The organism is Vibrio sp. J1-1 (genome assembly GCF_021728395.1).
GTDB lineage: Bacteria > Pseudomonadota > Gammaproteobacteria > Enterobacterales > Vibrionaceae > Vibrio.
In genome coordinates this window covers 63,924-89,855 of the sequence record NZ_JAKKCM010000016.1, presented here as the reverse complement: position 1 = coordinate 89,855, position 25,932 = coordinate 63,924, and the positions used below count along the sequence as shown (strand labels likewise).

Here is a 25,932-nt window from a genome sequence, read left to right as displayed (position 1 = left end):
AGTGGTTGAAAGATTAACGTGGAAAAAGCTGGCCTGGGAGCTGGCTTTTTTTTACACACCCTGGGTGATAATAGGTTGGATATTCGGTTATATGCCGTGGTTGCTATTAGCAGCGACGGCGTTGCAACTTGCGTGGCATTTGCATAATCAAGTTCGATTGTCCTCTTGGTTATGGGACGAAAAGCGTCTTACTCCTCCTTCTGGCAGTGGCAACTGGGAGTCTCTCTTTAACGGCCTATACCGCTTGCAACAACGTCAACGCCGTAAGCGTAAAGAGCTTACTAATCTCATTCGTCGTTTTAGAAATGGCGCAGAATCTTTGCCGGATGCTGTGGTTGTATTCCGAGCGGAAGGCAATATTGTCTGGTGTAATAAACTTGCTCAGCATCTTTTGGGTTTTCACTGGCCAGAAGATTCGGGTCAACCGATTTCAAACCTGATTCGCACGCCTGATTTCATTAAATACCTCAATAAGCAAGATTTCTCTGAGCCGCTAGAAATGCGTTCACCTATCAATGTGGAGCGTATGCTAGAGTTGCGTATCGTTCCTTATACTGAAGGCGAGCACTTGATGGTCGTGCGTGATGTCAGCCAGTTGAAACAACTGGAAGGCATGCGCCGTAACTTTTTTGCCAATGTTTCTCATGAACTGCGAACGCCGATGACGGTCCTGCAAGGCTACCTGGAGATGACGGAAGATCCAGATATGATTGTAGGCCCTATGTGGACCAAGGCTCATGGCGTTATGACCGAGCAGCTTAATCGCATGAACGCATTGGTTAATCAATTGCTCACGTTATCCAAGATAGAAGCTGCACCGATGCATGAACTAGAAGATATCGTCAATGTTCCTGCAATGCTCGAAGTGCTGGAAAAAGAAGCGGCAAGCTTGAGTGGCGACGATCATCATAAACTGAAGTTCGATGTAGACGAAAGCCTACGCGTGTACGGGGATGACGACCAGCTTCGTAGTGCAATTTCTAATTTAGTGTATAACGCCGTGAAATATACCCCTCCAGGCGCCAATATTAATGTGCGCTGGTATCAGAATGCACAAGGAGCCTGTTTGGAAGTTGAAGACAGTGGCGATGGTATAGAGCCGCAACACTTACACCGACTGACGGAACGTTTTTATCGCGTAGACAAGGCTAGATCGCGTGATACGGGGGGCAGTGGTCTGGGCCTTGCGATTGTGAAGCACGCGCTCAGCCATCATGACTCTCATCTAGAAATCCAGAGTGAGGTCGGAGTAGGGAGCAGGTTCTCTTTTGTGCTCCCAGGCCGTTTGGTGGCGAAATAATGGTGTCTAGAGTGATAAAGTCCGGGCTGGTGACTCTGATTACATTGACGTTGTCAGGTGTGTCTTTAGCAAAAGGTAAGCCTTTGCCTAGCTATCAAAAAACAACAGGTATCGTTGGCAATTTGCTGTCAGTTGGATCCGATACATTAGCGGGCATGACGACGTTATGGGTCGAAGAGTTTAAGTCCATTTATCCAAACATTAATGCCCAGGTTCAAGCCTCAGGATCGTCAACAGCGCCTCCTGCTTTAGCAGAACAAACCGCCCAGTTCGGACCTATGAGTCGTCCTATGCGCCTGAGAGAAATCGAAGCTTTTGAGAGTGGACACGGGTACAAGCCGACGGCCTTGCGTGTTGCGATTGATGCTATCGGTATCTTTGTTCATCAGGATAATCCAATATCGGGGCTTAACTTTAAGCAACTGGATGCGATATTTTCAGCAACGTTGCGTTGTGGTGAAAGCCAGTTCATCACTAATTGGCAACAGCTCGGAGTACAAGCCGAATGGGCCAAACGTAATGTGCAACTATTTGGTCGTAACTCGGTGTCGGGTACTTATGGCTATTTTAAAAGTAATGCCTTGTGTGGTGGTGACTTTAAAACCCGTGTCAATGAGCAGCCAGGCTCTGCTTCAGTGGTGCAGTCTGTGGCATCTACAATAAGTGGTGTCGGTTATTCTGGGGTTGGCTACCGAGTATCGGGAGTACGTCTGATACCTATCGCTAAAACTGGCACAGATTACATAAGTCCAACTCGGGATAACATCGTGACGGGTAAGTACCCACTTTCGCGCTTTCTCTATGTCTACGTAAATAAGCATCCGGATTTTCCGCTCTCACCTCTCGAAGCAGAATTCATCCGATTTATTTTCTCTGCTCAAGGACAGGCGTTGGTTGAGAAAGATGGTTACGTACCAATCACAGCTGACTTCGCAGCAGAAGAACTAAAAAAAGTCGGCTTATAAGCCGACTTTATCATGATGATCTTTACCTTATTTTAGAAGGTGAGTACCCACTTCGCGTTTTCCCAACGCAGCTGTTCTTCCTGTAAGTCTGCATGAAGCAACTTATTGTTCTCCAACCACTCTTCATCCTTACAGGTTAACGTCCAAACATCATCTTTGATCGACAAAGTGATGTCGGGTAGTGGCTCGTCGTTGCGTTGGCCATTTAGTACGATCGAAATCCGCAGAATTTTAATCAAGCTAAGCACATCACTTTGTTTGTAAAGGTTAAACTCTGGCAATTCATTGAGCTTTAAAGCTTTGCGCTGAAAGCGAGCCAGCGTTGCTAACACCAGTTGCTGCTCTCGGTTAAAGCCCTGCAGCGTAGAGTGCAAGAGAATATAGAATGAGTGGCGATGAAAACTGCGTAAGTTAATGCTTAGGCCAACTTCATGTAACAGTGCAGCCCACTCTAATAAGTCAAACAGATCGCTTTTCTTCTTAATACCCAGTTCGGAATGAACGTGTTCTAACATTTCTCTGGCGTGGCCTTTAACACGAGCTGCGTGTTCAAGATCGACACGATGTTTCTGAGCTAAGTTTTCAGTGGTGCGCATGCGAATGTCAGAACGTGCAAAGCGTTCTTCCATTTCATACAACAAGCCTTCTCTGAGTGCGCCATCGGAAAAGAACATCTGTTCTATTTTTAATGCCTGGAAAATCGCGGTAAGAATCGCGACACCGGCTGCAAAGACTGGCTTACGCTCGTCGGTTAACCCACTGAGTTCAATATCGTCAATGGAGTCAAAAGCACATAAAGCCTCAATAAGCTTATTGAGACGTTTTAACGTAATTAGGCCATCTTCATAGCCCAGTCCGATTAATACTTCTTGAATGGCTTTAATCGTACCTGATGAACCGAGCGCAATGTCCCAACCTTTTTTACGATACTTACTCGCGATAGATTCCAGCTTTTGCTCAGCGGCCAGCATGGCTTTGGTAAAGTTTTTCCCAGATAGCTTGCCATTTTTGAAAAACTGTTCGGTAAAGCTTACGCAGCCCATTTGTTTGCTGTTAAGAAGCTCTGGTTCAAACCCCTGACCGATGATCATCTCGGTACTGCCGCCGCCGATATCAATAACGAGTTTAGAATTTGACTCTACCTGAGTATGTGCCACGCCTAAATAAATCAGGCGTGCTTCTTCTTCACCCGGGATGATTTCAATCGGGAAAGGCATTACTTCTCTGGCACGGTTAATAAACAAGTGCGCGTTTTTGGCTCTTCTAAGCGTGTGCGTCGCGGCAATGCGCACGTTAGACTCGTCAAAGCCTTGCAGGCGTTCGGAAAACATAGCCAGGCACTCAAGAGCGCGCTCCATCGATGCATGACTTAAGTTCAGTTCACTATCCAGGCCTGAAGCCATACGAACTCGTTGTTTATGACGGCTGATTAATTGCAGGTCATTACCGACAACTTTTGCCACCACCATGTGAAAGCTGTTGGAGCCGAGATCAATCGCGGCAATATAACGTTCATCTAGTTCAAGTATCTGAGACATTTGGCCTTTGTCTTCTGGTTTGCTTTTCTATATTTTTAAGATAGTCATAGATGGCAACTTGTGAGCGAACTTTTTTGCGGTTACCGCGAGGTACGTAGCTATTGCTCATCTCTTTATCTATCAAGCGTGCCTTTACGGTATCGGTAAAGTGAATGCTGATTATATCAATAATTCTCTGTTTCAAACGAGGATCGCGTATAGGAGTCGTGACCTCGATGCGGTGATCGATGTTACGAGTCATCCAGTCTGCCGACGAGATGTAAACCTGAGGATCGCCGTCATTGTGGGCGATGATCACCCTTGGGTGTTCCAAAAAGCGGTCCACGATACTGATGATACGGATATTCTCACTTACTCCTTCGAGGCCCGGCACAAGAGAACACATGCCTCGAATGATCATGTTCACTTTTACGCCCGCATTACTTGCCGCGTAAAGTCTGGTGACGATGCCTTTGTCGACCAAGTTGTTAATCTTGATCGTCAGGCTGGCTTTCTTCCCTGCTTTTGCGCTGGCGATTTCGCCATCAATGAGGCGATAGATTTGTGAACGGGAATTTCGAGGAGATACCATCAGGTGATTGAATTTTACCGGGCGGTAAGGATTCTCGATATAGCCGAATACATTGCGAACTTCTGTAGTGAGTTCTTGATCTGCGGTAAGTAGAGCGAAGTCGGTATAAATTCGCGCCGTTTTTTCGTGGAAGTTACCCGTACCAATATGAGCATAGCGAACAATGTCGTCATCTTCACGACGGCTGATGAGCAGCAACTTGGAGTGAATCTTCAGACCTGGAGCACCAAAAATAACGTGCACGCCAGCTTCTGTCAGTACTTTAGACCATTCAATATTCGCTTCTTCGTCAAATCGAGCTTGTAATTCAACGACAACAGTAACGTTCTTTCCGTTGTGAACGGCGTCAATCAATGAATTCATTAATCGTGAATCTTTGGCGACACGATACACATTGATTTTTATACCAATGACTTTCGGATCAAATGAGGCCTGACGAACCAGTTCCGTGATGTGGTCAAAAGTATGATAAGGGTAGTAAAGCAGAATATCCTTGGCTTTAATTGCCTCGAAACTGTTGGGATAACCTTCGAAATCAGCACACTTCATTGGCGGCATAGGCTTGTTTTCTAAGTAGTCACGACCAACGTTAGGGAAGGATATAAAGTCTTTGAAGTTCTGGTAGCGACTGCCGGGAATAAGGTTGTCGTAGCTCGAAATTTTCATCTTACTACACAAAAAGTCGAGCATATTCTGGGGCATTTCCCGCTCATAGACAAAGCGTACAGGCATAGCGGTTAGGCGCTGGTTTACACCTTCTGACATCTGTTCCAGCAAGCTGTATTCGATCTCATTACGTAAGTCATATTCCGCGTCTCGTGTCATCTTCATGGCATAACCACTTAACTCGTCATAGTCGAAGAAGCCCTTAAACAGCTCGTCTAAGCAGTAGCGAATAATGTTATCGAGTAAAATGATAGTCTTACGGCGCTTGCCTTTTTGCTCAGGAACCATCACGAAACGAGGTAAGTGGTCGGTTGGAATTTCGATCAGCGCGTACTGCGAGTGTTGCTCTTTGCGTAACTCTACTGCGATATAAGCGTATTCGTCTTTGAGGAATTGAAGGACGTCGATTTCGTCTTTCATCAGTAGCGGTGTAATATGTGCCATAACTTCGTTGCGGAAGTATTTGGTTATCCACTTTTGTTGTACTTCATCTAGTTGTTGCTCATTCACCAAGAAAATGCGACGTCGAGCCATTTCTCGTATTAATTCACTGTATAGTTCATCGAATTTTTCGTTAAGCTTGAACGCTTTCGCTTGCATCCTTGACAGTAGGCGTTTGGAGCTGTCATTTCCTCCCCGCTCTTGATTGATTAGGATTCTGCGTTTTACGTCTGCAAAACGTACTTTATAGAATTCATCAAGGTTGTTGGAAAAGATCCCCAGAAATCGAATTCTCTCGATCAATGGAACGGTTTTATCTGCGGCTTCTTGCAATACTCGTTCATTAAAAGACAACCAACTAAGCTCTTTTTCTACATATAGTTTTTCAGTGCTCATTATCTTACCTAGCCAAAAGGTGAAATTTGCATATTCATCATGGAAAATATAGTTGAGTGAGAACATTATGAGATTTTTGTTGCAGTTTTATTTCAGAGTGTTTATTGGGTTCCAGAGTTGTTTTCTTTTCAGTCGGTTAATGTGATCTGTAATATAATTGTCATCTAAAAGACATATTCTGGTAGTGAGTAAAAAAAGGTAGAGAGATAAATGGCACAAGCCGAATTTTCATTGCAGGAAAAAGATAAGAAGCGACTGATTAAAGATCGATTGGTCAGGCTTGCAGTGACTACGGGTGGTGTGGGCGTACTGGCTGCGCTGATTTTGATTTTTGTTTATCTCGCTATGGTTATTATTCCTCTGTTTTCGGATGCGAAAATGGAGACGAATCAAGCCTCTAGAGGCGTTCAGGTAGGTAAGCCGTTAGCGATTTCTGTTGACGATTATGCTCAGTTGGCTTTTGTTCTTACCGATGATGGTGTGGCTCAATTCCTCTCGATGGATGAGACTTCATCGTCTCCAGTGTACTCACAAAAACTCGTTACTCACCCTAATTCTTTTTCTCAATCAGCACCGGGCCGGGGATGGTACGGTCTAGTTGATGGGGAAGGGCAAGCGCATATTTTTAAGCCTGAGTTTAATGCAACGCGAAAAGATAATGCACGTCCACCAGAGATCATTACGTTCCACACTAGTATGGATCTGGCCCTTACCGATGCGTCCGATCCAGTGGTTCAGTTTGCTTTCAGTGCTTCCGAACAATCGCCAACGATGGTTTGGCAAACTCAAAGTGGCCAGGTTCACGCTCGTTGGCAGTTCTCATCTTCTTTGTTGGGTGACGAGCCAAGTACGATTGACTTTACCTTTTCTGCTGGTTTTAACTCTCCCGATCAAATCTTGCTAACGCCGGGTGGAGAGACGTTGTATCTGCGAGATGGTTCAGAACTGATCATTTTGAAGAAAGATAAGTTCACCTTTGTAGTACGTGAGGTCATTGATCTGACACAGGGTGATAGCAAGCATTCGGTGCGCAATATTGATTTATTGTCTGGCGCGTATTCTCTGCTCGTCACCCATAATGATGGCACGGTTTCTCAATGGTTCGATACGCTTCAGGATGACAAGCGAACCCTAACTTACATCCGTAGTTTTAAATTGGCGTCAGAGCTCAAGTACTTGTTACCAGACTCTCACCGTAAAGGCTTCTATAGCTTTTACACCAATGGCACCGTGCAAAGCCATTACACCACCAGTGAAAAATTGGTTTTATTTAAGCGCGCCTATCAGCAAGCACCCGCTTTAGCGGCGATGTCGAGTAATGAGCGTTACTTAATTACTTGGCAAGATGACGAGCTTAATATTGCCGTAGTGGACAACCCATATCCGGAAGTGTCGCTCTCCTCTCTATGGCAGGAGGTCTGGTATGAAGGGTATCCCGAACCGGAATTTGTCTGGCAATCGACCTCGGCAAGTGATGATTTTGAAGCTAAGTTCAGTTTAGTGCCTATCGCGTTTGGTACAATTAAAGCAGCGATGTTTGCCATGTTGTTCTCAGTACCGCTGGCGGTATTAGGGGCAATTTATACCGCTTATTTTATGTCACCGCGCATGCGAAGAGTGGTTAAGCCTTCGATAGAACTAATGGAAGCTCTACCGACCGTGATCATTGGTTTCCTTGCCGGACTTTGGTTTGCCCCAATTGTCGAAGATCATTTGATTACGGTAGTGGTGATGCTCTTTATATTACCGCTGAGTACTATGCTCATGGGGGGGCTTTGGGCGCTACTTCCGCAGTCGTTACTCAATAGGCTGCCAAATGGTTTGCATGCTCTGGTACTGATGCCTGTACTGTTACTGCTTATTGCATTGGGGGTATGGCTATCCCCTACTATCGAACAGAGTTTTTTCGGTGGTGATATTCGCTTGTTCTTGACTGAACATGGTATTGGTTTTGATCAGCGCAATGCATTGGTTGTAGGACTTGCGATGGGGTTCGCTGTAATACCAACGATTTTCACTATTGCTGAGGATGCGATTTTCTCGGTGCCAAAGCACTTGTCGGATGGATCTTTAGCTTTGGGAGCGACACCATGGCAGACCTTAATTTACGTTGTACTGCTGACAGCGAGTCCCGGTATTTTCTCAGCCATTATGATGGGATTGGGGCGCGCTGTAGGTGAAACGATGATCGTGCTAATGGCAACGGGTAACACACCGATTATGGATTGGAATATCTTAGAGGGCATGCGCAGTCTATCGGCAACGATAGCGGTTGAGTTACCAGAGTCCGAAGTAGGGAGTACGCATTTCCGATTACTGTTCCTTGCCGCATTAATATTGTTTTTATTTACTTTTGCGGTGAATGCGCTTGCCGAATTTGTACGCCAAAGGTTGAGAGATAAGTACCGTGCGTTGTAATAGTAACTTGAGTAAAGAGCGAGTAATCACGTGTTAAATTGGATTCGTTCTGGCGCACCTTGGATATGGCTAACGGGTGGAGCGGTGAGTATCTGTTTGCTCTCCGTTTTAGGTTTGCTTTTGCTTATAGGCTGGAAAGGGCTAACCTTTTTCTGGCCTGCACCTTTGTATCAATGGAATGTAGCGGCGCTGACACCTGTGCAAGGCGAAGTACTGCAAGAAAACAGTAAACTGATCGGTCAGGTTTACGAGCGGAGCTTTGTTCCTAAGAGTTACTTACCAAAAGAAGCTGCGCAGAAACTCGACGAAGATGAGGATTTTGCTACTCGTCTGAGTATTAAAATTGCCAACCGAGAACTTTATCCAGCGGATTTCATCTCAGTTTTACAAATGCAGTTGGAGGAACCAACTACACCTGAAGAGTTAGCTGTTATTGAGCGCAGCAGCGGGGGGGATTTCTTTGGCAAGATGCTCGCATTCCAGGATGGGGGCAAGCGGTATGACAAAGATATTAGGGTGATACTTGACGAAAAGATAGATGACGCGGAGACACTGCGCCATGAGATTGATTCGCTGGTGGTCAATCAACTACAGGATCTCGGCTGGCAGTTGGAGCAATTACGACTGGATAAGCGTAAACATGAGCTCAACAACACCATTACAGATGCGTTTTTAGCGGATAACCAGAAGCGAAAAGAACAAATTGAGCAAGAGCTGGCGAGTCTGGACTTACAGCTTGAAGGCCTTCGTTTACAGTTATTAGGCTACGCTTTGATTGTCGAAGATATGACAGGTGAACAGGTCTCGATTCCACTCGAAGATATCTTGGATTACTGGTACCCAAATCAAATGTCACTGCCAGGAAAAGTAGCGCACTGGGGTAAACAGGTCTGGAAGTTTTTATCGGACGATCCGCGCGAGTCTAATTCGGAAGGCGGCGTTTTCCCTGCCATTTTTGGCACGGTATTTTTAGTCCTCATTATGTCGATCATTGTAATGCCGTTGGGCGTTATTGCTGCGATCTACCTGCATGAATACGCCAAGAACAACGCACTGACACGAGTGATTCGGATTGCGGTTATTAACCTGGCAGGTGTTCCGTCGATTGTTTATGGTGTCTTTGGTTTAGGTTTTTTCGTCTACACCATTGGTGGTTCGATCGATAACCTGTTCTATAGTGAGAAGTTACCAGCACCGACATTCGGTACTCCGGGTTTGTTATGGTCCGCGTTGACCTTAGCCGTGTTAACGCTTCCTGTCGTGATCGTGACGACAGAAGAAGGACTAACTCGGATTCCAAACTCAGTTCGTCATGGCTCATTAGCGCTTGGGGCAACCCAATTTGAAACGCTTTGGCGTGTGATTTTACCGATGGCGACGCCAGCGATTATTACCGGACTAATACTGGCAATCGCTCGGGCAGCGGGTGAGGTGGCACCACTGATGCTGGTGGGTGTCGTGAAGTTAGCGTCGAGCTTACCCGTTGATGGGCAGTTTCCATACGTACACTTAGACAGAAAGTTCATGCATTTGGGCTTCCACATTTATGATGTCGGCTTCCAGACCTCCAATATTGAAGCTGCGCGTCCGCTGGTGTACGCCACCTCTTTCCTGCTCATTACTGTGATTGTCGGACTAAACTTAACAGCAATCAGTATTCGTAATGACTTGCGCGAAAAATACAGAACGTTAGGACAAGATTAAGTATGTTTAATTTTGATAATACATTGGGTTATGAGCCTCCATTAGACGTTGATAACCTGACGGATGAACAAACGGCCATCTCAATTGAGAACCTTAATCTTTTCTACGGGCAGACTCAGGCGTTACATAACATTTCGATGCGAATTCCTAAGGGACGAGTAACGGCATTTATTGGCCCATCAGGCTGCGGTAAATCGACCCTGTTGCGTTGTATTAACCGCATGAACGATTTAGTCGAAGGTTGTAAGGTCACTGGAGAAGTACGTCTGCATGGCAAGAACGTCTATCATCCCAATGTTGATGTAGCAACGCTCAGACGCCGTGTTGGTATGGTATTTCAGCGACCAAATCCATTCCCTAAATCGATCTACGAAAATGTGGTTTATGGACTTCGCTTACAAGGGGTGAAGAATAGCCGCTCTTTGGACGACGCGGTTGAACGTTCATTGCGATCAGCGGCATTGTGGGATGAAGTGAAAGACCGTTTGCATGAGAACGCATTTGGTTTGTCAGGCGGTCAGCAGCAACGTTTGGTCATCGCTCGTGCGATCGCGATTGAACCAGAAGTTCTTTTACTTGATGAACCTACCTCAGCACTTGATCCAATCTCCACTTTGACTATTGAGGAGCTTATCAATGAGCTAAAAACTCAATATACTGTGGTTATTGTTACCCACAACATGCAGCAAGCGGCGCGAGTTAGCGACCATACGGCATTCATTCACATGGGTAAGCTAATAGAGTATTCCGATGCCGACTCAATCTTCACGTCACCGGTCAAGACTCAGACTGAAGATTACATCACCGGTCGTTACGGCTAAGGCCTGCGGCAAGATTAAACAGAAGGACAATTATGCACTTTGGACGTCATATTTCAGGACAATTTAACGTAGAGCTAGAATCGATTCGTACTCATGTTTTAACTATGGGTGGCTTGGTTGAACAGCAGTTGTCGTATGCTATTCAAGCCTTAAATAAAGAAGATATCGAGCTTGCGCGAAAGGTTGTGCGTGATGACCACAAAGTGAATGCGATGGAAGTGTCTATCGATGATGCGTGTACTCGTATTATCGCCAAACGTCAGCCGACAGCGAAAGACCTGCGCTTAATCATGGCCATCATCAAAACGATCACCGATTTAGAGAGAATTGGGGATGTGGCTACGCGCATTGCTTATGTCGCAATAGAAAGCCCTTCGTCTAAAGAACGTCAATTCCAGGTGTCGTTAGAGCCACTTTGCCGTCAGGCGATTCAAATGCTGCATCAGGTACTTGATGCATTTGCGCGTATGGATGTGGAAGCCGCTGCCGAAGTACACAAGCAGGATGATAAACTCGACGCGGAATATGAAGCGGTCATCCGTCAGTTAATGACTTATATGATGGAAGACCCAAAAAATATCCCACATATTCTTCAAGTGATGTGGTCGGCACGTGCCATTGAGCGAGTGGGAGACCGCTGTCAGAACATCTGTGAATACATCATTTACTTTGTGAAAGGTAAAGATGTGCGACACCTTGGTGATCAGAGTATTGATGATGTGTTGAAGTAAATGAAATCGAATCAACAAAAAGACCAGCATAGAGCTGGTCTTTTTTATCTTAACTGAAAGACTAATACTTATCTGGCACAAAGGTCTGATCGTCGATTGGCGCTCTGACGTAACCTTCTTTGTTGAGCTCAGGAAGCTCAACGGGTGGATATTCAAGTGATTTGTAATCAATCTGACTCAAAAGATGGCTGATGCAATTTAGCCGAGCTTTCTTTTTAGAATCAGAAGGCACAACCCACCAAGGACAGTTTTTGGTGTCGGTATAGGCAAACATCTTATCTTTCGCTTCTGAGTATTCGGCCCAGCGGTGTCGGGATTCTAGATCCATAGGACTGAACTTCCAGCGTTTTATCGGTGTATTAATGCGGCCAAGGAATCGCTTCTCCTGCTCTTCATCTGAGACGGAGAACCAGTATTTGATCAAGATGATGCCTGAGCGCTGCAGCATACGCTCAAATTCAGGACAAGAACGCAGGAATTCTTCGTATTCATCCGCAGTGCAAAAGCCCATGACCTTTTCAACGCCAGCGCGGTTATACCAACTGCGGTCAAATAAGACGATCTCTCCAGCTGAAGGCAAATGCGTGACATAACGTTGAAAATACCACTGAGTCTTTTCTTTCTCTGTCGGTGCGGGTAGGGCGACGACGCGACATACACGCGGGTTGAGCTTCTCTGTAATTCGCTTGATGACCCCACCTTTTCCCGCGGCATCTCTACCTTCGAACAGCACAACCACTTTTAATCCTTTGTGTTTGACCCATTCTTGGAGCTTCACCAGTTCTATTTGCAGCTTTTTGAGCTCTTTCTCATATTCCTTGTTTTTGAGCTTAGACATATATCATTCCTCAATCCTTGATTATCAATATGTTAGCATTCAAATTCGGGGGGCGGAGTATCTAGACTTTTATTTGAGAGCTGAGACCACGTTGGCAATGGCTGTTGTGCTAGTGATAGGAATCGCAAAGTCATCGACATCGGATGCCCCCATCTTGCTCTGATTGGCGATAAAGTTCATCTCACTTGCGCGAGTGCCCTTGCCTGACAGGTGCACTTCTTGCACATGCGTTTTCTCTACTAAGGCGCGTACGTTATCAGCATTAATGCCAGCTCCTGCCATGATATGAATGCGTCCATTCGCTTGTTCTACGAGTGATTTAATTACTTCGCTGCCCACAGGAGCTGATGGTGCCAGCCCTGATGTCAGTACACGCTCACAACCTAAGCTTATGACATCTTCTAAGGCTTGCTCTGCGTGACGGCACTGATCAAAAGCGCGGTGGAATGTAACGCCTAATCCGAGTGTCAGAGCAAATTCACACAAAGTTGTCGCATGCTGCATATGAATATCACCGTCTTGAGTAAGTACGCCGAGAACCACCCCGTTTAAGCCCGCTTGGTATGCCGCTTCAATATCCCAACGCATCATTTCGATTTCTTGTTGGTTATAGAGGAAATCTCCCTGACGCGGACGAATCATGGCGTAGACGGGAACAGTGGAAAGTCTTGCGGCTTGCTGCATAAAACCATAACTCGGAGTTAGTCCTCCTAATACAAGTGAGGAGCAAAGTTCAATACGTGTCGCACCACCAGAAATGGCATGGTGAAGAGATTCAATGTTGTCGATGCAGACTTCTAATTGAGTAATCATGTGGTTGTCCCGAAAGCATATTCTCGATAAATAGTAACAAGGACAAGAGCGAGAATCTGTAAAGGAGCCTCGGGAAATAGAGGTAAACTTAGCACCAGGGCATTACCTCGTTTGTGGTTTTAGAGTGAAAAAAGAAAGCCCAGAGCAGATGCCCTGGGCTTTATTGAGACTTTACTTAGACTGATTGGCGTTTGCGGTTATTCCGCTACAGCTTTTGCTTTATATATACATCCAACCAATTCACCCGTTGAGCTTGGGTGAGGTCTAGTTTATTACGCTAGGTCAGCTGCGTTCTCAGATAGGAATGCTGCAACACCTTGTGGAGATGCATCCATACCTGCTTTGCCTTCTTCCCATTGTGCAGGACATACTTCGCCGTGCTTCTGGTGGAAGTTAAGCGCGTCAACCATACGTAGCATTTCGTCGATGTTACGTCCTAGTGGTAGGTCGTTAACAACTTGGTGACGTACAAGGCCTTCTTCGTCGATTAGGAAAGAACCACGGAAAGCAACGCCTGCTTCTGGGTGCTCAACATCGTAAGCTTTACAGATTTCGTGCTTAACGTCAGCAACTAGAGGGTACTTAACTTGACCGATACCGCCATCTGCGATAGCAGTGTTACGCCATGCGTTGTGAGAGAACTGAGAATCGATAGAAACGCCGATTACTTCAACGCCTTTAGCTTGGAAATCAGCTAGACGGTTGTCGAATGCGATTAGCTCAGATGGGCAAACGAAAGTGAAATCTAGTGGGTAGAAGAACACAACGGCTTTCTTACCTTTAGTGAATTCTGCAAAGTTGAAGTTATCAACGATCTCACCGTTACCTAGAACAGCTGCAGCAGTAAAATCAGGGGCTTGACGACCTACTAGTACCATTTTTTTGCTCCTAAAAAGTATGGTTTGTTCCAAGACGAATAAAGTTATGCCGTCTTGGTCCGTATTAAATCGAGACAAACTATAGTACAGATTGTAGTATTGAAAAAAGCGAATTAAATAGATTGAGTTAATCGAAAAAAGCGATAACCACAAAACTCTTAACTTGATCACTTAAGTAGTGGTAGGTAGTAATAAAATTATGAATAAGTGGCCTAGTTTAAAGCAGCTATATTATCTGGTGACACTACATGAAACACGTCATTTTAGCGATGCGGCAGTACGTTGTTTTGTCAGTCAGTCAACCCTAAGTAAAGGCATCCAGAATCTAGAAGAGTTGATTGGCTGTCCTTTATATGAAAAGAAAGACAAAAAAAGCCCGTTGGTTTTCACTCAAACGGGTGAAATGGTCGTGAAGCAAGGTCGTGAACTGCTAGCCAAAGGGCAGGACTTAGTTGAATTAGGCCGGATGTGCCAAGGCGATGAGATGCAGGGGCAGCTAAAAGTCGGTTGCATCCCGACCATTGCTCCTTTTTTGCTGAGTGATCTGGTTCAGGAAGTTAATTATCGTTTCCCACAACTCAATATGTTGCTTAGAGAAGACACGACACACAATCTATTGCAGGCTCTTAGGCACGGAGATTTGGATGTGTTGATACTGGCGCTCCCCGTAGAAATTGACGGAATGGAAAGCCGAGTGGTAGGCAAAGACCCATTCCGAATGGTGATCAGTGCAAGCCAAGCGTCTTCAGTATCAGTACCTATTCGTTATGCGGATCTGCCAGATGAATCGGTATTTCTTCTAGAGAAAGAACACTGTCTGACGGAACACGCGGTCTCTGCCTGTAAGTTAACTGACAAAGAAAAAATCAATCCATTTACCGCAACAAGTTTGCATACCTTGGTACAAATGGTGGCCAATGGCTTAGGGACGACTTTTATTCCTCAGATGGCCATTGATCACGGACTGCTACATAACCAAAATTTAGTGGTTATCGACCCACCTGGCACACAAGCATATCGAGAAATTGGTTTGGTTTGGCGTCCAAGTTCGTCACGTACTAATACCTTCAACCAGCTTGCAGATGTCGTTTCTGAACTGCTTTAGCTATTAGTATTAGCCTAATCTGTCCTGATATCCTTCCAAAAGCACACTGTAAATGGTGTGCTTTTTAGCATTTTGTTCTGTTCGTAAACTTTAACTTGTAAAATTTTACAGCTTTTCTTTGATGAAGATTTCATAAAATAGTGAAATTTTACAATGTTAATTTTACACATCTGCTTATGCATAGTGTTTAGTCTTTGTTTGAATTCTTTGCTCTCCCCCTTGTGAATACAAGGGTCTTCCCCCTACCAATCTATTAATACACCTGTTTTAAATGATATTTACATCAAAAAAATCATGTAATTTAATTACGTAATAACTTACAAAATGGTATCGAAAATCAACCGTTTGTTTCGCGCCGAATAAAACTTCGAATTTCAACTTTTATTTACCTTGGGGGTTCCTCTAACCCCTTTGTTGATATAGCTTATTTAACGGCCGGTAAGACTTATGTCTAGATTGCAAAAGCACACTTTTTTATGCAATCTCTAGTCAGGGCCACAAGAAATGAACACAAATATTCAGGATGTAATTTGTTGTTCGTAACTTACAAATGTAGCTTTTCGCTGACTGCCCAAGATTGATAAAGCACGTTAAGGATGAATGATTATGCTTGCTCAGACAGAACAAAAAACACAACCAACGAAGCAGACCCAAGGCATGCTTGAGGTTACTGGTGCACTTGCTCCGGAACATCAGGCAATTTTCCCTTCAGAGGCCCAAACCTTCTTATCACTGCTTTGTGAAAAATATGCCGGACGTGTAGAACAACTGCTGCAAGCTCGAGAAGAAAAACAAGCGCGCATTGATGCTGGTGAACTACCTGACTTTTTGCCAGAAACGCAAGACATCCGCGAAGGAAGCTGGAAGATCTTGGGGATTCCACAAGATCTGCAAGATCGCCGAGTTGAAATCACTGGTCCAACGGATCGTAAAATGGTGATTAACGCTCTGAATGCGAATGTAAAAGTGTTTATGGCGGACTTCGAAGACTCGATGTCACCTGCTTGGACCAAGGTATTGGATGGTCAGGTGAACTTGCGTGATGCGGTCAATGGTACCATCAGTTACACCAATCCTGGCAACGGTAAGCATTATCAGCTGGCAGACGACCCAGCGGTGTTGATCTGCCGTGTACGCGGCCTTCATTTAAAAGAAAAACACGTTACGTGGCACGGTCAGATCATTCCAGGGGCGTTATTTGATTTCGCGCTGTATTTCTACAATAACTACAAAACGTTACTGCAAAAAGGCAGCGGTCCTTACTTCTATATTCCGAAGCTACAATCTCACCACGAAGCGAAGTGGTGGAGTGAAGTGTTCCATTTCACAGAAGAGTACTTTGGTCTTGATACTGGCACGATCAAAGCAACGGTACTTATCGAGACACTGTCTGCTGTGTTCGAAATGGACGAGATTTTGTTCTCGCTTAAAGAGCATATCGTAGGTCTTAACTGTGGTCGCTGGGATTACATCTTTAGCTACATCAAAACACTGAAAAACCACCCAGATCGCGTATTACCAGACCGTCAGGTTGTGACCATGGATAAGCCATTTCTAAATGCTTACTCACGACTACTGGTACGTACTTGTCATAAACGTGGTGCATTTGCGATGGGTGGCATGGCCGCTTTCATTCCTGCAAAAGACCAAGAAGAAAACCAGAAGGTTCTGGATAAGATTCACAACGATAAGTCTTTGGAAGCGAACAATGGTCACGACGGAACTTGGGTCGCGCACCCTGGTCTGGCGGATACCGCAATGGAAGTATTCAGCAATATTCTTGGAGATCGTTCAAACCAGTTGGAAGTTAGCCGTTCTGAAGATGCACCCATCACCGCAACAGAATTGCTTGAACCGTGTGAAGGTGAGCGTACAGAACAAGGTATGCGTCATAACATCCGTGTTGCGCTGCAATACATCGAAGCTTGGATTTCTGGCAACGGTTGTGTGCCAATCTACGGCCTAATGGAAGATGCTGCTACCGCAGAGATTTCTCGCGCTTCGATCTGGCAATGGATTCAACATGGTAAGTCGCTGGATAACGGCCAAAAAGTCACAAAAGAACTGTTTGAATCCTACTTGAAAGAAGAAGTAGAAGTCGTGAAACAAGAAATCGGAGAAGAGCGTTATCAAGCCGGTCGCTTTGAGGAGGCTGCGCAACTTATGGCGAAGCTGACAACCAGCGATGAGCTAACGAACTTCTTGACCATTCCAGGTTATGACTACTTGGATTAAGAATACGAATACCAAAAAACAACACAAAACCAATAACGTGAAGAACTTTGATGGCAGATAAGGATGTACTGCCTGAGAACGGGAACTCAACGCACATACCAAAAGTGCAAATTATAAAGAGGGATAGACCAATGACATTAACTCGCCGCCAACAAATTGAAGCTTTAGAAAAAGACTGGGCAACGAATCCACGCTGGAAAAATGTGAAGCGTACTTACACTGCTGAAGAAGTTGTGGAACTTCGTGGCTCTATGGTTCCTGCAAACACAATTGCACAGCGTGGTGCAGACAAATTGTGGTCACTGGTCAACGGTAGCGCGAAAAAGGGTTACGTTAACTGTCTGGGCGCGCTGACTGGCGGCCAAGCGGTACAACAAGCGAAAGCGGGTATCGAAGCGATTTACCTATCAGGTTGGCAGGTTGCTGCAGATAACAATACTGCCTCAACAATGTACCCAGACCAATCGCTATACCCTGTAGACTCAGTACCTTCTGTTGTTAAGCGTATCAATAACTCTTTCCGCCGTGCTGACCAAATCCAGTGGGCGGGCGGCAAGTCTCCAGAAGATGAAGGTGGTATCGATTACTTCCTACCTATCGTAGCGGATGCAGAAGCGGGCTTTGGTGGCGTACTAAACGCTTACGAACTGATGAAATCTATGATTGAAGCAGGTGCGGCGGGCGTTCACTTCGAAGACCAACTTGCTTCAGTTAAGAAGTGTGGTCACATGGGCGGTAAAGTACTGGTTCCGACTCAAGAAGCGGTACAAAAACTGGTTGCAGCTCGTCTGGCTGCAGACGTAGCGGGTACAACAACGCTGGTTATCGCACGTACTGATGCGAACGCGGCTGACCTTCTAACATCTGATTGCGACCCATATGATAAAGACTTTATTGACGGCGAGCGTACAGCTGAAGGTTTCTACCGTGTGCGTGCTGGTATCGACCAGGCAATCTCTCGTGGTCTGGCTTACGCACCATACGCAGATTTGATCTGGTGTGAAACGGCAACACCGTGTCTTGAAGAAGCGCGTAAGTTTGCAGAAGCAATTCACGCTGAGTACCCAGATCAGCTGCTTGCATACAACTGTTCTCCATCGTTCAACTGGGAGAAAAACCTGGATGCTGAGACTATTGCTAAATTCCAGCAAGAGCTTGCAAACATGGGCTACAAGTACCAGTTCATCACTCTAGCGGGTATCCATAACATGTGGTTTAACATGTTTGAACTGGCACATGCTTATGCTCAAGGTGAAGGTATGCGTCATTACGTTGAGAAAGTACAGCGCCCAGAGTTCCAAGCTGCAGAAAAAGGTTACACATTCGTAGCTCACCAGCAAGAAGTAGGTACAGGTTACTTCGACAGAATGACCAATACGATTCAAGGTGGTAACTCATCGGTTACGGCACTAACGGGTTCGACTGAAGAAGACCAATTCTAATTAGTTAGGCAAAGTTTCGATTTCCCAAAACGACGCCAGTAGTGGCATATTGAGCGGCATTATTGCCGCTCTTTTTTATTTTGTAGACGGATAGACTCTCAGCTCCAGCCAACTCAGACACAATGCAGGTGTTATTGTGTTTCTTCGTCTGGCTCGATCTCTTCTGGTTCGACTTCTTCTTGGAGTTCGAGCAAGTTAATCGCAATGGTCACAAAATCACTGTCTGTAATAATGCCGACTAATTGCCCTTTATTAACGACAGGTAAACAGCCAACTTTGTGCTTTTGCATATAGATGGCACTCTCTTTTAAACCAGCGCGCGGTTCTGCTGTCATGATGTTGGTGTGCATCATTTTTTCGAGAGGAGTGTCGATGGTAAAAGATTGCTCAGCCTGATCTGGGTGTAAACTAGATTCTTGAGCCGCAAGAATATCGCGTTGAGTCACCAAGCCTTGTAAATGTTTATTGGCGTCAATAACCGGAATGTGTCGAATATCAAGCGCTTCCATCATCTCTTTTGCGTCACGCAAGGTATGCGCTTTTGACAGGGTATGAGGGTGGCGAGTCATCATGTCTTCAACCTTGATCATAGAAACCTCCAGCAGCATTGTCCTTATTTAAATATAGAGAATATTTTTCCGTATATCTGAGAGCCACCCCGTTTTTTATCAATAAAATAGAACGATGAAATAAAATCAGATTTTGGCTATTCAATGGGCTGAGTATCTATAAATTTGTCACTTTGGGTTGGTTGACTTCTGTGCGACCGAGTTTGCATTTCTCTCTGATATTGAAAGTGCTTAAAAAGTAATCCAATGAATTGAATCGCACATTTGTATTTGTCTGATGTTCCCTGTTTGCCCTGTCGAAGAAGATAAGCTCAGGCTTACTAAACTGAAGACGACTATGTACAAAAAACTATTTGCGATAGTGGCTATAGCGCTAAGTGTGCAATCAGCGCAGGCGATTGTGCTAGGAGAAGAAGAAACCAACCCAGCAGATCGTGTGTCTATTCGAGCCAGTAATATGGCCGAGTTTCCGATTTGCGGTGGCACAATGCTGACCAACCAGTGGGTAATGACAGCCGCACACTGCGTGGTGATGGGGGAGGGAGCCAACGAAGCGAGCTACTATGTCACTCAACCAGGAGAACTCGCAGTTACCGCGAAGGTCCATAATCTAAACGACACCAGTATCGATAATTATTACTCTGTTTCTCATGTAGTCGTGCATCCCAAGTACACTCCGTTTGCTAAAGCAAAACCAGAAAGTGATGGTAGCGTTACCCCAATTCAAACCGCTCTGGATAGCGATATAGCGTTACTTTATCTCGATCGTCCGGTCACTAATGTCAGTACTGCTGATCTGGCAACGAAAGAAGAAATGATCGATATTGAAGCTCGGCTTGCCTCTGACTGGGATGAAAACTATCAGACCAATCAACGCTCAGCCAATGTTCAAGTATTTGGCTGGGGAGTAACAAAGCCAACTTCGGATGAAACATCAACGACATTAAAGACTACCACTATTGCTTTTTTGCCGATTGATAAATGTTATGAACGTCTGGAAAGTGGCAGTATGTTTCCTGTCGCCATTAACTCGCCTACAAACACCACAAAAATTTGTACCCTGCCAACCATTAATGATGTTTTAGAAGAGGAGGACAGTACCCAGTATGGTAATTCCGCCTGTAACGGAGATAGCGGCGGACCGCTGGTTGATATCTCGACCGGTAAACAGATTGGTATCGTAAGTGGTGGGCCCATAATTACACCCGATTGTGGCTCCCTGACCATTCCGATTTACTATACCAAAGTCAGTCAGTATTATGACTGGGTGCAGTCATACATTACGGGGGATGGCCCTCCAAGCAGTTACATTATTGCTCCTGAGTTTCTTACTGACATCGAAGACGGTGATACCGATGAGTGTCACGACGGTATTGCAACCAACAACTGTAACTTCAGAGACACGAGCGACGGTGGTGGCAGTCTAAACCTTGGTCTCTTATCCCTGTTGGGATTGCTAGCATGGCGTAGAGCACAAAACACCTAAGGCTTGTTAATCAAACCTAAATTCGAAAAGCAGCGAAGGTCGCTGCTTTTTTATTGCCTGCAAACATGCCAATTTAACTGTTTATTACACTCTTTATGGCAGCTTTTACAGCGATATTCTGGGGATTAACTTGCTATTGCAGCATCTAAACATATACTAGTCTGCTGCGAAAAACTCGTCGCAATTTTATCGTCGTCTTAGACGTGATTTGACCAATATATAAGACAAGTAACATGCAAGTATCAGATTTCCATTTCGACCTTCCAGATGAACTTATCGCTCGCTACCCTCAGCCGGAGCGTACAGCTAGCCGACTACTGCAAATGGACGGCAATACTGGTGAGATTGTTGATGGCACATTTACCGATGTGCTGGAGCAAGTTCAACCAGGCGACCTAGTGGTTTTCAATAATACACGTGTTATTCCTGCACGTATGTTTGGCCGCAAAGAGTCTGGCGGCAAGCTAGAGGTGCTGGTGGAGCGTATGCTGGATGAAAAGAGCATCTTAGCGCATGTTCGCTGCTCAAAGTCACCGAAACCAGGCACAACCATTATTGTCGGCGAGAACGATGAATACGCCGCTGAAATGGTGGCTCGACATGACGCACTGTTTGAGCTGAAATTTAACTCTGATAAGACGGTTCTGGAGATTCTGGAAGAAATCGGTCATATGCCACTTCCACCGTACATCGACCGCCCAGATGAAGACGCAGATAAAGAACGCTACCAAACAGTATACAACCAAAAACCGGGTGCAGTAGCTGCCCCGACTGCTGGCCTTCACTTTGATGATGTTCTACTAGAGAATATCAAAGCAAAAGGCGCGGAGTTTGCGTATGTGACACTGCACGTTGGTGCGGGCACGTTCCAGCCAGTTAAAGTCGACAATATCAATGATCACCACATGCATGCTGAGTATGTAGAAGTACCGCAAGAAGTGGTGGATGCTATTCATGCAACTAAGGCTCGTGGCGGCCGCATCATCGCAGTGGGGACAACTTCAGTTCGCTCGCTAGAGAGTGCGGCGCAAGATGCACTGAAGAAGGGGACGGAACTGGTTCCGTTCTTTGGTGATACTGAGATCTTTATCTACCCAGGTTACGAATACCAGCTGGTGGATTGTCTGATCACTAACTTCCACCTGCCAGAATCAACGTTGATCATGTTGGTGAGTGCATTTGCAGGCTATGACAACACCATGAATGCCTATCATCATGCGGTAGAAAACAAATACCGTTTTTTCTCATACGGTGACTCAATGTTCATCAAGAAGAAAACTGCATAGTTTTTAATAGAGACTCCAGATTTTTACGCCCTTAAGTGAGCAAAGAGCGTCTTGGGGAGTCTCTTGCAATGAAGAAGATAACGCAATTTACGAGTGCTAGCAGTAAGCTAGGAAATAAAACAGAATGTCTGCTTTATCTCTCGCAAGGAAAGGCGACCGCTCCTTAATGGGGATTAACCCGAAAATATCGTCAGACTGTTTCTCTGACACCCGGAGGCATCGTGAAATTAAAATTCGATCTTAAGAAGAAAAACGGCACTGCACGTCGTGGTCAATTGACTTTCGAACGTGGCACTGTGCAAACTCCAGCGTTTATGCCAGTAGGTACCTACGGTACTGTTAAAGGTATGACACCGGAAGAAGTAAAAGGTACGGGCGCAGAAATCCTGCTAGGTAACACATTCCACCTGTGGCTACGTCCTGGTCAAGAAGTGATGAAAATGCATGGTGACTTGCACGACTTCATGAACTGGCATGGTCCTATTCTTACCGATTCAGGCGGTTTCCAGGTTTTCAGCCTAGGTAAAATGCGTACCATCACTGAGCAAGGCGTGCATTTCCGCAATCCAGTGAACGGTGACAAGATTTTCATGGACGCTGAAAAGTCGATGGAAATCCAAAAAGACCTAGGTTCTGACATCGTTATGATCTTCGATGAGTGTACGCCATACCCAGCAACACACGATGAAGCGAAGAAATCGATGGAAATGTCGCTACGTTGGGCACAACGCTCTCGTGACCACTTCGATAAGCTAGAAAACCCGAACAACCTATTTGGTATCGTTCAGGGTGGTGTTTACGAAGACCTGCGTGATGTGTCAGTTAAAGGCCTAACAGAGATCGGTTTTGACGGTTACGCGGTTGGTGGTCTTGCAGTAGGTGAGCCTAAAGAAGACATGCATCGTATTCTTGAGCATACGTGCCCACAACTGCCAGAAGACAAACCTCGTTACTTAATGGGTGTTGGCAAACCAGAAGATTTAGTAGAAGGTGTACGCCGCGGTATCGACATGTTTGACTGTGTAATGCCAACGCGTAATGCGCGTAATGGTCACCTATTTGTGACTGGTGGTGTGATCAAGATCCGTAATGCGAAACATAAAACGGATACAACACCGCTGGATCCGCACTGTGACTGTTACACTTGTCAAAATTACAGCAAGTCGTATCTTCACCACCTAGAGCGTTGTAATGAAATTCTGGGTGCACGTCTGAATACCATTCACAACCTGCGCTACTACCAGCGCTTGATGGAAAGTATTCGTAAGGCGATTGACGAAGATCGTTTCGATGAGTTCGTTGAAGAATTTTACGCTCGTCGTGACCGTGAAGTTCCACCACTAAGCAAAGCTTAAAAGAATTAAAGCCTTTGGCATGTTGCCAGAGGCTTTTGCTAATAAAGTAGGCTAACGCACGTTATTTTTGAGAGAGTGATCTCTATTAGTCACTTTCAGACTTGAATCTTAACTGCGAAAGCCCAATTTGTTGGATTATCAATATAATATAATGAGGATGTTTTAATGTTTATTTCTCAGGCTCACGCAGCAGCAGAAGGCGCACCAGCAGGCGGCGGTTTTGAAATGCTAATCATGCTTGGCATGTTCGCAGTGATCTTTTACTTCATGATTTACCGCCCACAAAGTAAGCGCGTAAAAGAGCACAAGAACCTAATGGCTTCAATGGGCAAAGGTGACGAAGTCCTAACAAGCGGTGGTCTAGTAGGTAAAATTACTAAGATCGCTGAAGACAATGATTTCATTTCAATCGAGCTTAATGCGAACAATGAAGTTGTAATCAAAAAAGACTTCGTAACTGCAGTGTTGCCTAAAGGTACGCTTAAGTCTCTATAAAACAGCTAAAGGGTCCTCGCTGTGCTAAACCGTTACCCATTATGGAAGTACTTAATGGTGCTTTTTGCGATCATCGCAGCCGCACTATACGCACTTCCAAATATCTACGGTGAAGATCCGGCTATTCAAGTTACAGGGGCGCGTGGCGCCTCTGTAGATATGTCAACGCTGGATGCTGTCACTACTGCTCTTGATAAAGAGCAACTTTCTCATAAATCCATTGCTCTAGAGAATGGATCAATTCTTGTCCGTTTTACCGACACTGATACTCAGATTAGTGCCCGCGATATTATTAACGAAGCTTTAGGTCGCGACACTATCGTTGCGTTGAACCTAGCACCTTCTACCCCTGACTGGCTTGAGTCTATTGGCGCAACGCCAATGAAACTTGGTCTTGATCTACGTGGTGGTGTTCACTTCTTGATGGAAGTGGATATGGATGCAGCCATGGAAAAGCTGGTTGGTCAGCAAGAAGAAGCTTTCCGAAGCGAACTTCGTGATGCCAAGATCCGCTACCGCGCTATTCGCCCTTCTGGTAAAGAAGCGGTGGAAGTACTACTTCGTAATGAAGAGCAATTGGCTGAAGCGAAAAGTACATTAGAAAAGAATCACCCAGACATGAATTTTGTCGATTCTGATTCTAATGGTCGCTTTGCACTTGTTGCTAGGTTCACTGAACAACGCCTACAAGAGATTCGTAACTACGCAGTAGAACAAAACATTACTATTCTACGTAACCGTGTAAACGAACTCGGTGTTGCGGAGCCACTTGTTCAACGTCAAGGTGCAAGCCGTATCGTGGTTGAGCTTCCTGGTGTTCAGGATACCGCTCGTGCGAAAGAAATCCTGGGTGCGACAGCAACACTGGAATTCCGCGAAGTTGATGATAAAGCGGATCTATCGGCGGCAGCGAATGGTCGTGCACCTGCTGGCAGCGAAATCAAGCAAGATCGCGACGGTCGTCCTGTTGTATTGAAAAAGCGCGTTATCTTAGGTGGCTCAAGCATCACGGATGCAAGCTCAAGTGTTGATGAATATGGTCGTCCTCAAGTTAACATCTCGCTAGACAGTGAAGGTGGTAACAAGATGTCTGCGTTCTCGAAGAAGAACATCGGTAAGCTGATGGCTACCGTGTTTGCTGAGTACAAAGACAGCGGTCGTAAGACGCCGGAAGGCAAAGTTATCCTGACTAAGCACGAAGAAGTGATTAACCAGGCGACGATTCAGTCTGCCCTTGGTCGTAACTTCCGTATTACCGGTATCGACTCTGCTGCAGAAGCTCACAACCTTGCGCTACTACTCCGTGCTGGTGCTCTAATTGCACCTATTTCTATCGTTGAAGAGCGTACCATTGGTCCATCAATGGGTCAGCAAAACATCGATATGGGTATTCAGGCGTGTATTTGGGGTATGGTCGCAGTAATGCTCTTTACTCTGCTTTACTACCGTGGTTTTGGTCTGATTGCTAACATTGCACTGATGGCAAACTTGGTGCTGATTATCGGTGTAATGTCGATGATTCCGGGTGCAACCATGACGCTGCCGGGTATCGCCGGTATCGTGTTAACCGTTGGTATGGCCGTTGATGCGAACGTACTGATCTTTGAACGTATCCGGGAAGAAATTCGCGATGGCCGCAATCCGCAGCAAGCGATTCACCAAGGTTACGCGAACGCGTTCAGTACAATTGCCGATGCGAATATCACGACACTTATTACTGCGATCATCTTGTTTGCAGTCGGTACAGGTGCAGTGAAAGGTTTCGCGGTAACGCTATCTATCGGTATCTTAACTTCAATGTTCACCGCTATCATTGGTACACGTTGTATCGTGAACCTTCTGTATGGTGGCAAACGCGTTGATAAACTGTCGATCTAAG

The 25,932-nt window shown here is 45.4% G+C and carries 20 protein-coding genes; 14 read left to right on the top strand and 6 right to left on the bottom strand.

The window, feature by feature from the left end; all coding sequences use genetic code 11:
* The first annotated feature begins 1 nt into the window (after position 1).
* The gene (gene phoR, locus L3V31_RS19755; protein WP_237318615.1) at positions 2-1,300 is read left to right on the top strand and encodes a phosphate regulon sensor histidine kinase PhoR; all 1,299 of its coding nucleotides are present in this window, start codon (positions 2-4) and stop codon (positions 1,298-1,300) included.
* On the top strand, positions 1,300-2,265 hold the full coding sequence (locus L3V31_RS19750; protein WP_237318613.1) for a phosphate ABC transporter substrate-binding protein PstS family protein: 966 nt from the start codon (positions 1,300-1,302) through the stop codon (positions 2,263-2,265). Before phoR ends, L3V31_RS19750 begins: the two co-directional genes overlap by 1 nt.
* A gap of 32 nt (positions 2,266-2,297) precedes the next feature.
* Here L3V31_RS19750 and ppx read toward each other — a convergent pair whose 3' ends face one another.
* A complete protein-coding gene (gene ppx / locus L3V31_RS19745; protein WP_237318611.1) occupies positions 2,298-3,803 on the bottom strand; it encodes an exopolyphosphatase in 1,506 nt (501 codons plus the stop codon).
* Positions 3,787-5,877, bottom strand: a complete 2,091-nt coding sequence (gene ppk1 / locus L3V31_RS19740) for a polyphosphate kinase 1 (protein WP_237318610.1) — start codon at positions 5,875-5,877, stop codon at positions 3,787-3,789. The genes ppx and ppk1 overlap by 17 nt, the downstream gene beginning before the upstream one ends.
* Positions 5,878-6,087: 210 nt before the next feature.
* Here ppk1 and L3V31_RS19735 point away from each other — a divergent pair, with 210 nt between their 5' ends.
* From L3V31_RS19735 to phoU, 4 genes are read left to right on the top strand one after another with little or no spacing between them, the layout of a single operon-like run.
* Positions 6,088-8,295: an ABC transporter permease subunit gene (locus L3V31_RS19735; protein ID WP_237318608.1), complete on the top strand. Its 2,208-nt coding sequence runs from the start codon at positions 6,088-6,090 to the stop codon at positions 8,293-8,295.
* Between the two features lie 30 nt (positions 8,296-8,325).
* Entirely contained in the window at positions 8,326-9,999 is a 1,674-nt protein-coding gene (pstA, locus tag L3V31_RS19730) for a phosphate ABC transporter permease PstA (RefSeq protein WP_237318605.1), read from the top strand.
* A 2-nt stretch (positions 10,000-10,001) separates the two neighbouring features.
* Positions 10,002-10,820 carry a phosphate ABC transporter ATP-binding protein PstB gene (pstB, locus tag L3V31_RS19725; protein WP_237318603.1) on the top strand — a complete coding sequence of 273 codons (819 nt, stop codon included), beginning with the start codon at positions 10,002-10,004 and terminating at the stop codon, positions 10,818-10,820.
* Between the two features lie 32 nt (positions 10,821-10,852).
* Positions 10,853-11,551, top strand: a complete 699-nt coding sequence (phoU, locus tag L3V31_RS19720) for a phosphate signaling complex protein PhoU (protein ID WP_014230913.1) — start codon at positions 10,853-10,855, stop codon at positions 11,549-11,551.
* A gap of 61 nt (positions 11,552-11,612) precedes the next feature.
* On the opposite strand, the gene ppk2 is transcribed toward phoU, so the two are convergent.
* The 3 genes from ppk2 to L3V31_RS19705 all read right to left on the bottom strand — a co-directional run bounded on the left by ppk2 (position 11,613) and on the right by L3V31_RS19705 (position 14,080).
* Positions 11,613-12,389: a polyphosphate kinase 2 gene (gene ppk2, locus L3V31_RS19715; protein WP_237318601.1), complete on the bottom strand. Its 777-nt coding sequence runs from the start codon at positions 12,387-12,389 to the stop codon at positions 11,613-11,615.
* Positions 12,390-12,458: 69 nt separating this feature from the next.
* Complete coding sequence (locus L3V31_RS19710) at positions 12,459-13,202, bottom strand: copper homeostasis protein CutC (RefSeq protein ID WP_237318599.1); 744 nt, start codon at positions 13,200-13,202, stop codon at positions 12,459-12,461.
* Positions 13,203-13,474: 272 nt separating this feature from the next.
* Positions 13,475-14,080, bottom strand: coding sequence for a peroxiredoxin C (locus L3V31_RS19705; RefSeq protein WP_176290948.1), 606 nt, complete (start codon positions 14,078-14,080; stop codon positions 13,475-13,477).
* Between the two features lie 199 nt (positions 14,081-14,279).
* Between L3V31_RS19705 and L3V31_RS19700 the strand changes: the two genes are divergently transcribed.
* The 3 genes from L3V31_RS19700 to aceA all read left to right on the top strand — a co-directional run bounded on the left by L3V31_RS19700 (position 14,280) and on the right by aceA (position 18,862).
* Positions 14,280-15,185, top strand: a complete 906-nt coding sequence (locus tag L3V31_RS19700; protein ID WP_237318597.1) for a hydrogen peroxide-inducible genes activator — start codon at positions 14,280-14,282, stop codon at positions 15,183-15,185.
* A gap of 606 nt (positions 15,186-15,791) precedes the next feature.
* Entirely contained in the window at positions 15,792-17,420 is a 1,629-nt protein-coding gene (gene aceB, locus L3V31_RS19695) for a malate synthase A (protein WP_237318595.1), read from the top strand.
* Positions 17,421-17,551: 131 nt separating this feature from the next.
* Entirely contained in the window at positions 17,552-18,862 is a 1,311-nt protein-coding gene (gene aceA, locus L3V31_RS19690; RefSeq protein WP_237318594.1) for an isocitrate lyase, read from the top strand.
* Positions 18,863-18,993: 131 nt separating this feature from the next.
* Here aceA and L3V31_RS19685 read toward each other — a convergent pair whose 3' ends face one another.
* Positions 18,994-19,452, bottom strand: a complete 459-nt coding sequence (locus L3V31_RS19685; RefSeq protein WP_346014869.1) for a CBS domain-containing protein — start codon at positions 19,450-19,452, stop codon at positions 18,994-18,996.
* A gap of 316 nt (positions 19,453-19,768) precedes the next feature.
* Here L3V31_RS19685 and L3V31_RS19680 point away from each other — a divergent pair, with 316 nt between their 5' ends.
* The 5 genes from L3V31_RS19680 (at position 19,769) to secD (ending at position 25,931) form a co-directional block, all read left to right on the top strand.
* Positions 19,769-20,917, top strand: coding sequence for a serine protease (locus L3V31_RS19680; RefSeq protein ID WP_237318590.1), 1,149 nt, complete (start codon positions 19,769-19,771; stop codon positions 20,915-20,917).
* A 233-nt stretch (positions 20,918-21,150) separates the two neighbouring features.
* Complete coding sequence (queA, locus tag L3V31_RS19675) at positions 21,151-22,203, top strand: tRNA preQ1(34) S-adenosylmethionine ribosyltransferase-isomerase QueA (RefSeq protein ID WP_237318588.1); 1,053 nt, start codon at positions 21,151-21,153, stop codon at positions 22,201-22,203.
* Between the two features lie 221 nt (positions 22,204-22,424).
* Entirely contained in the window at positions 22,425-23,558 is a 1,134-nt protein-coding gene (gene tgt / locus L3V31_RS19670) for a tRNA guanosine(34) transglycosylase Tgt (RefSeq protein WP_020333638.1), read from the top strand.
* Between the two features lie 165 nt (positions 23,559-23,723).
* Complete coding sequence (yajC, locus tag L3V31_RS19665; protein ID WP_237318587.1) at positions 23,724-24,053, top strand: preprotein translocase subunit YajC; 330 nt, start codon at positions 23,724-23,726, stop codon at positions 24,051-24,053.
* 21 nt (positions 24,054-24,074) lie between these two features.
* Entirely contained in the window at positions 24,075-25,931 is a 1,857-nt protein-coding gene (gene secD / locus L3V31_RS19660; protein ID WP_346014868.1) for a protein translocase subunit SecD, read from the top strand.
* Position 25,932 lies beyond the last annotated feature (1 nt).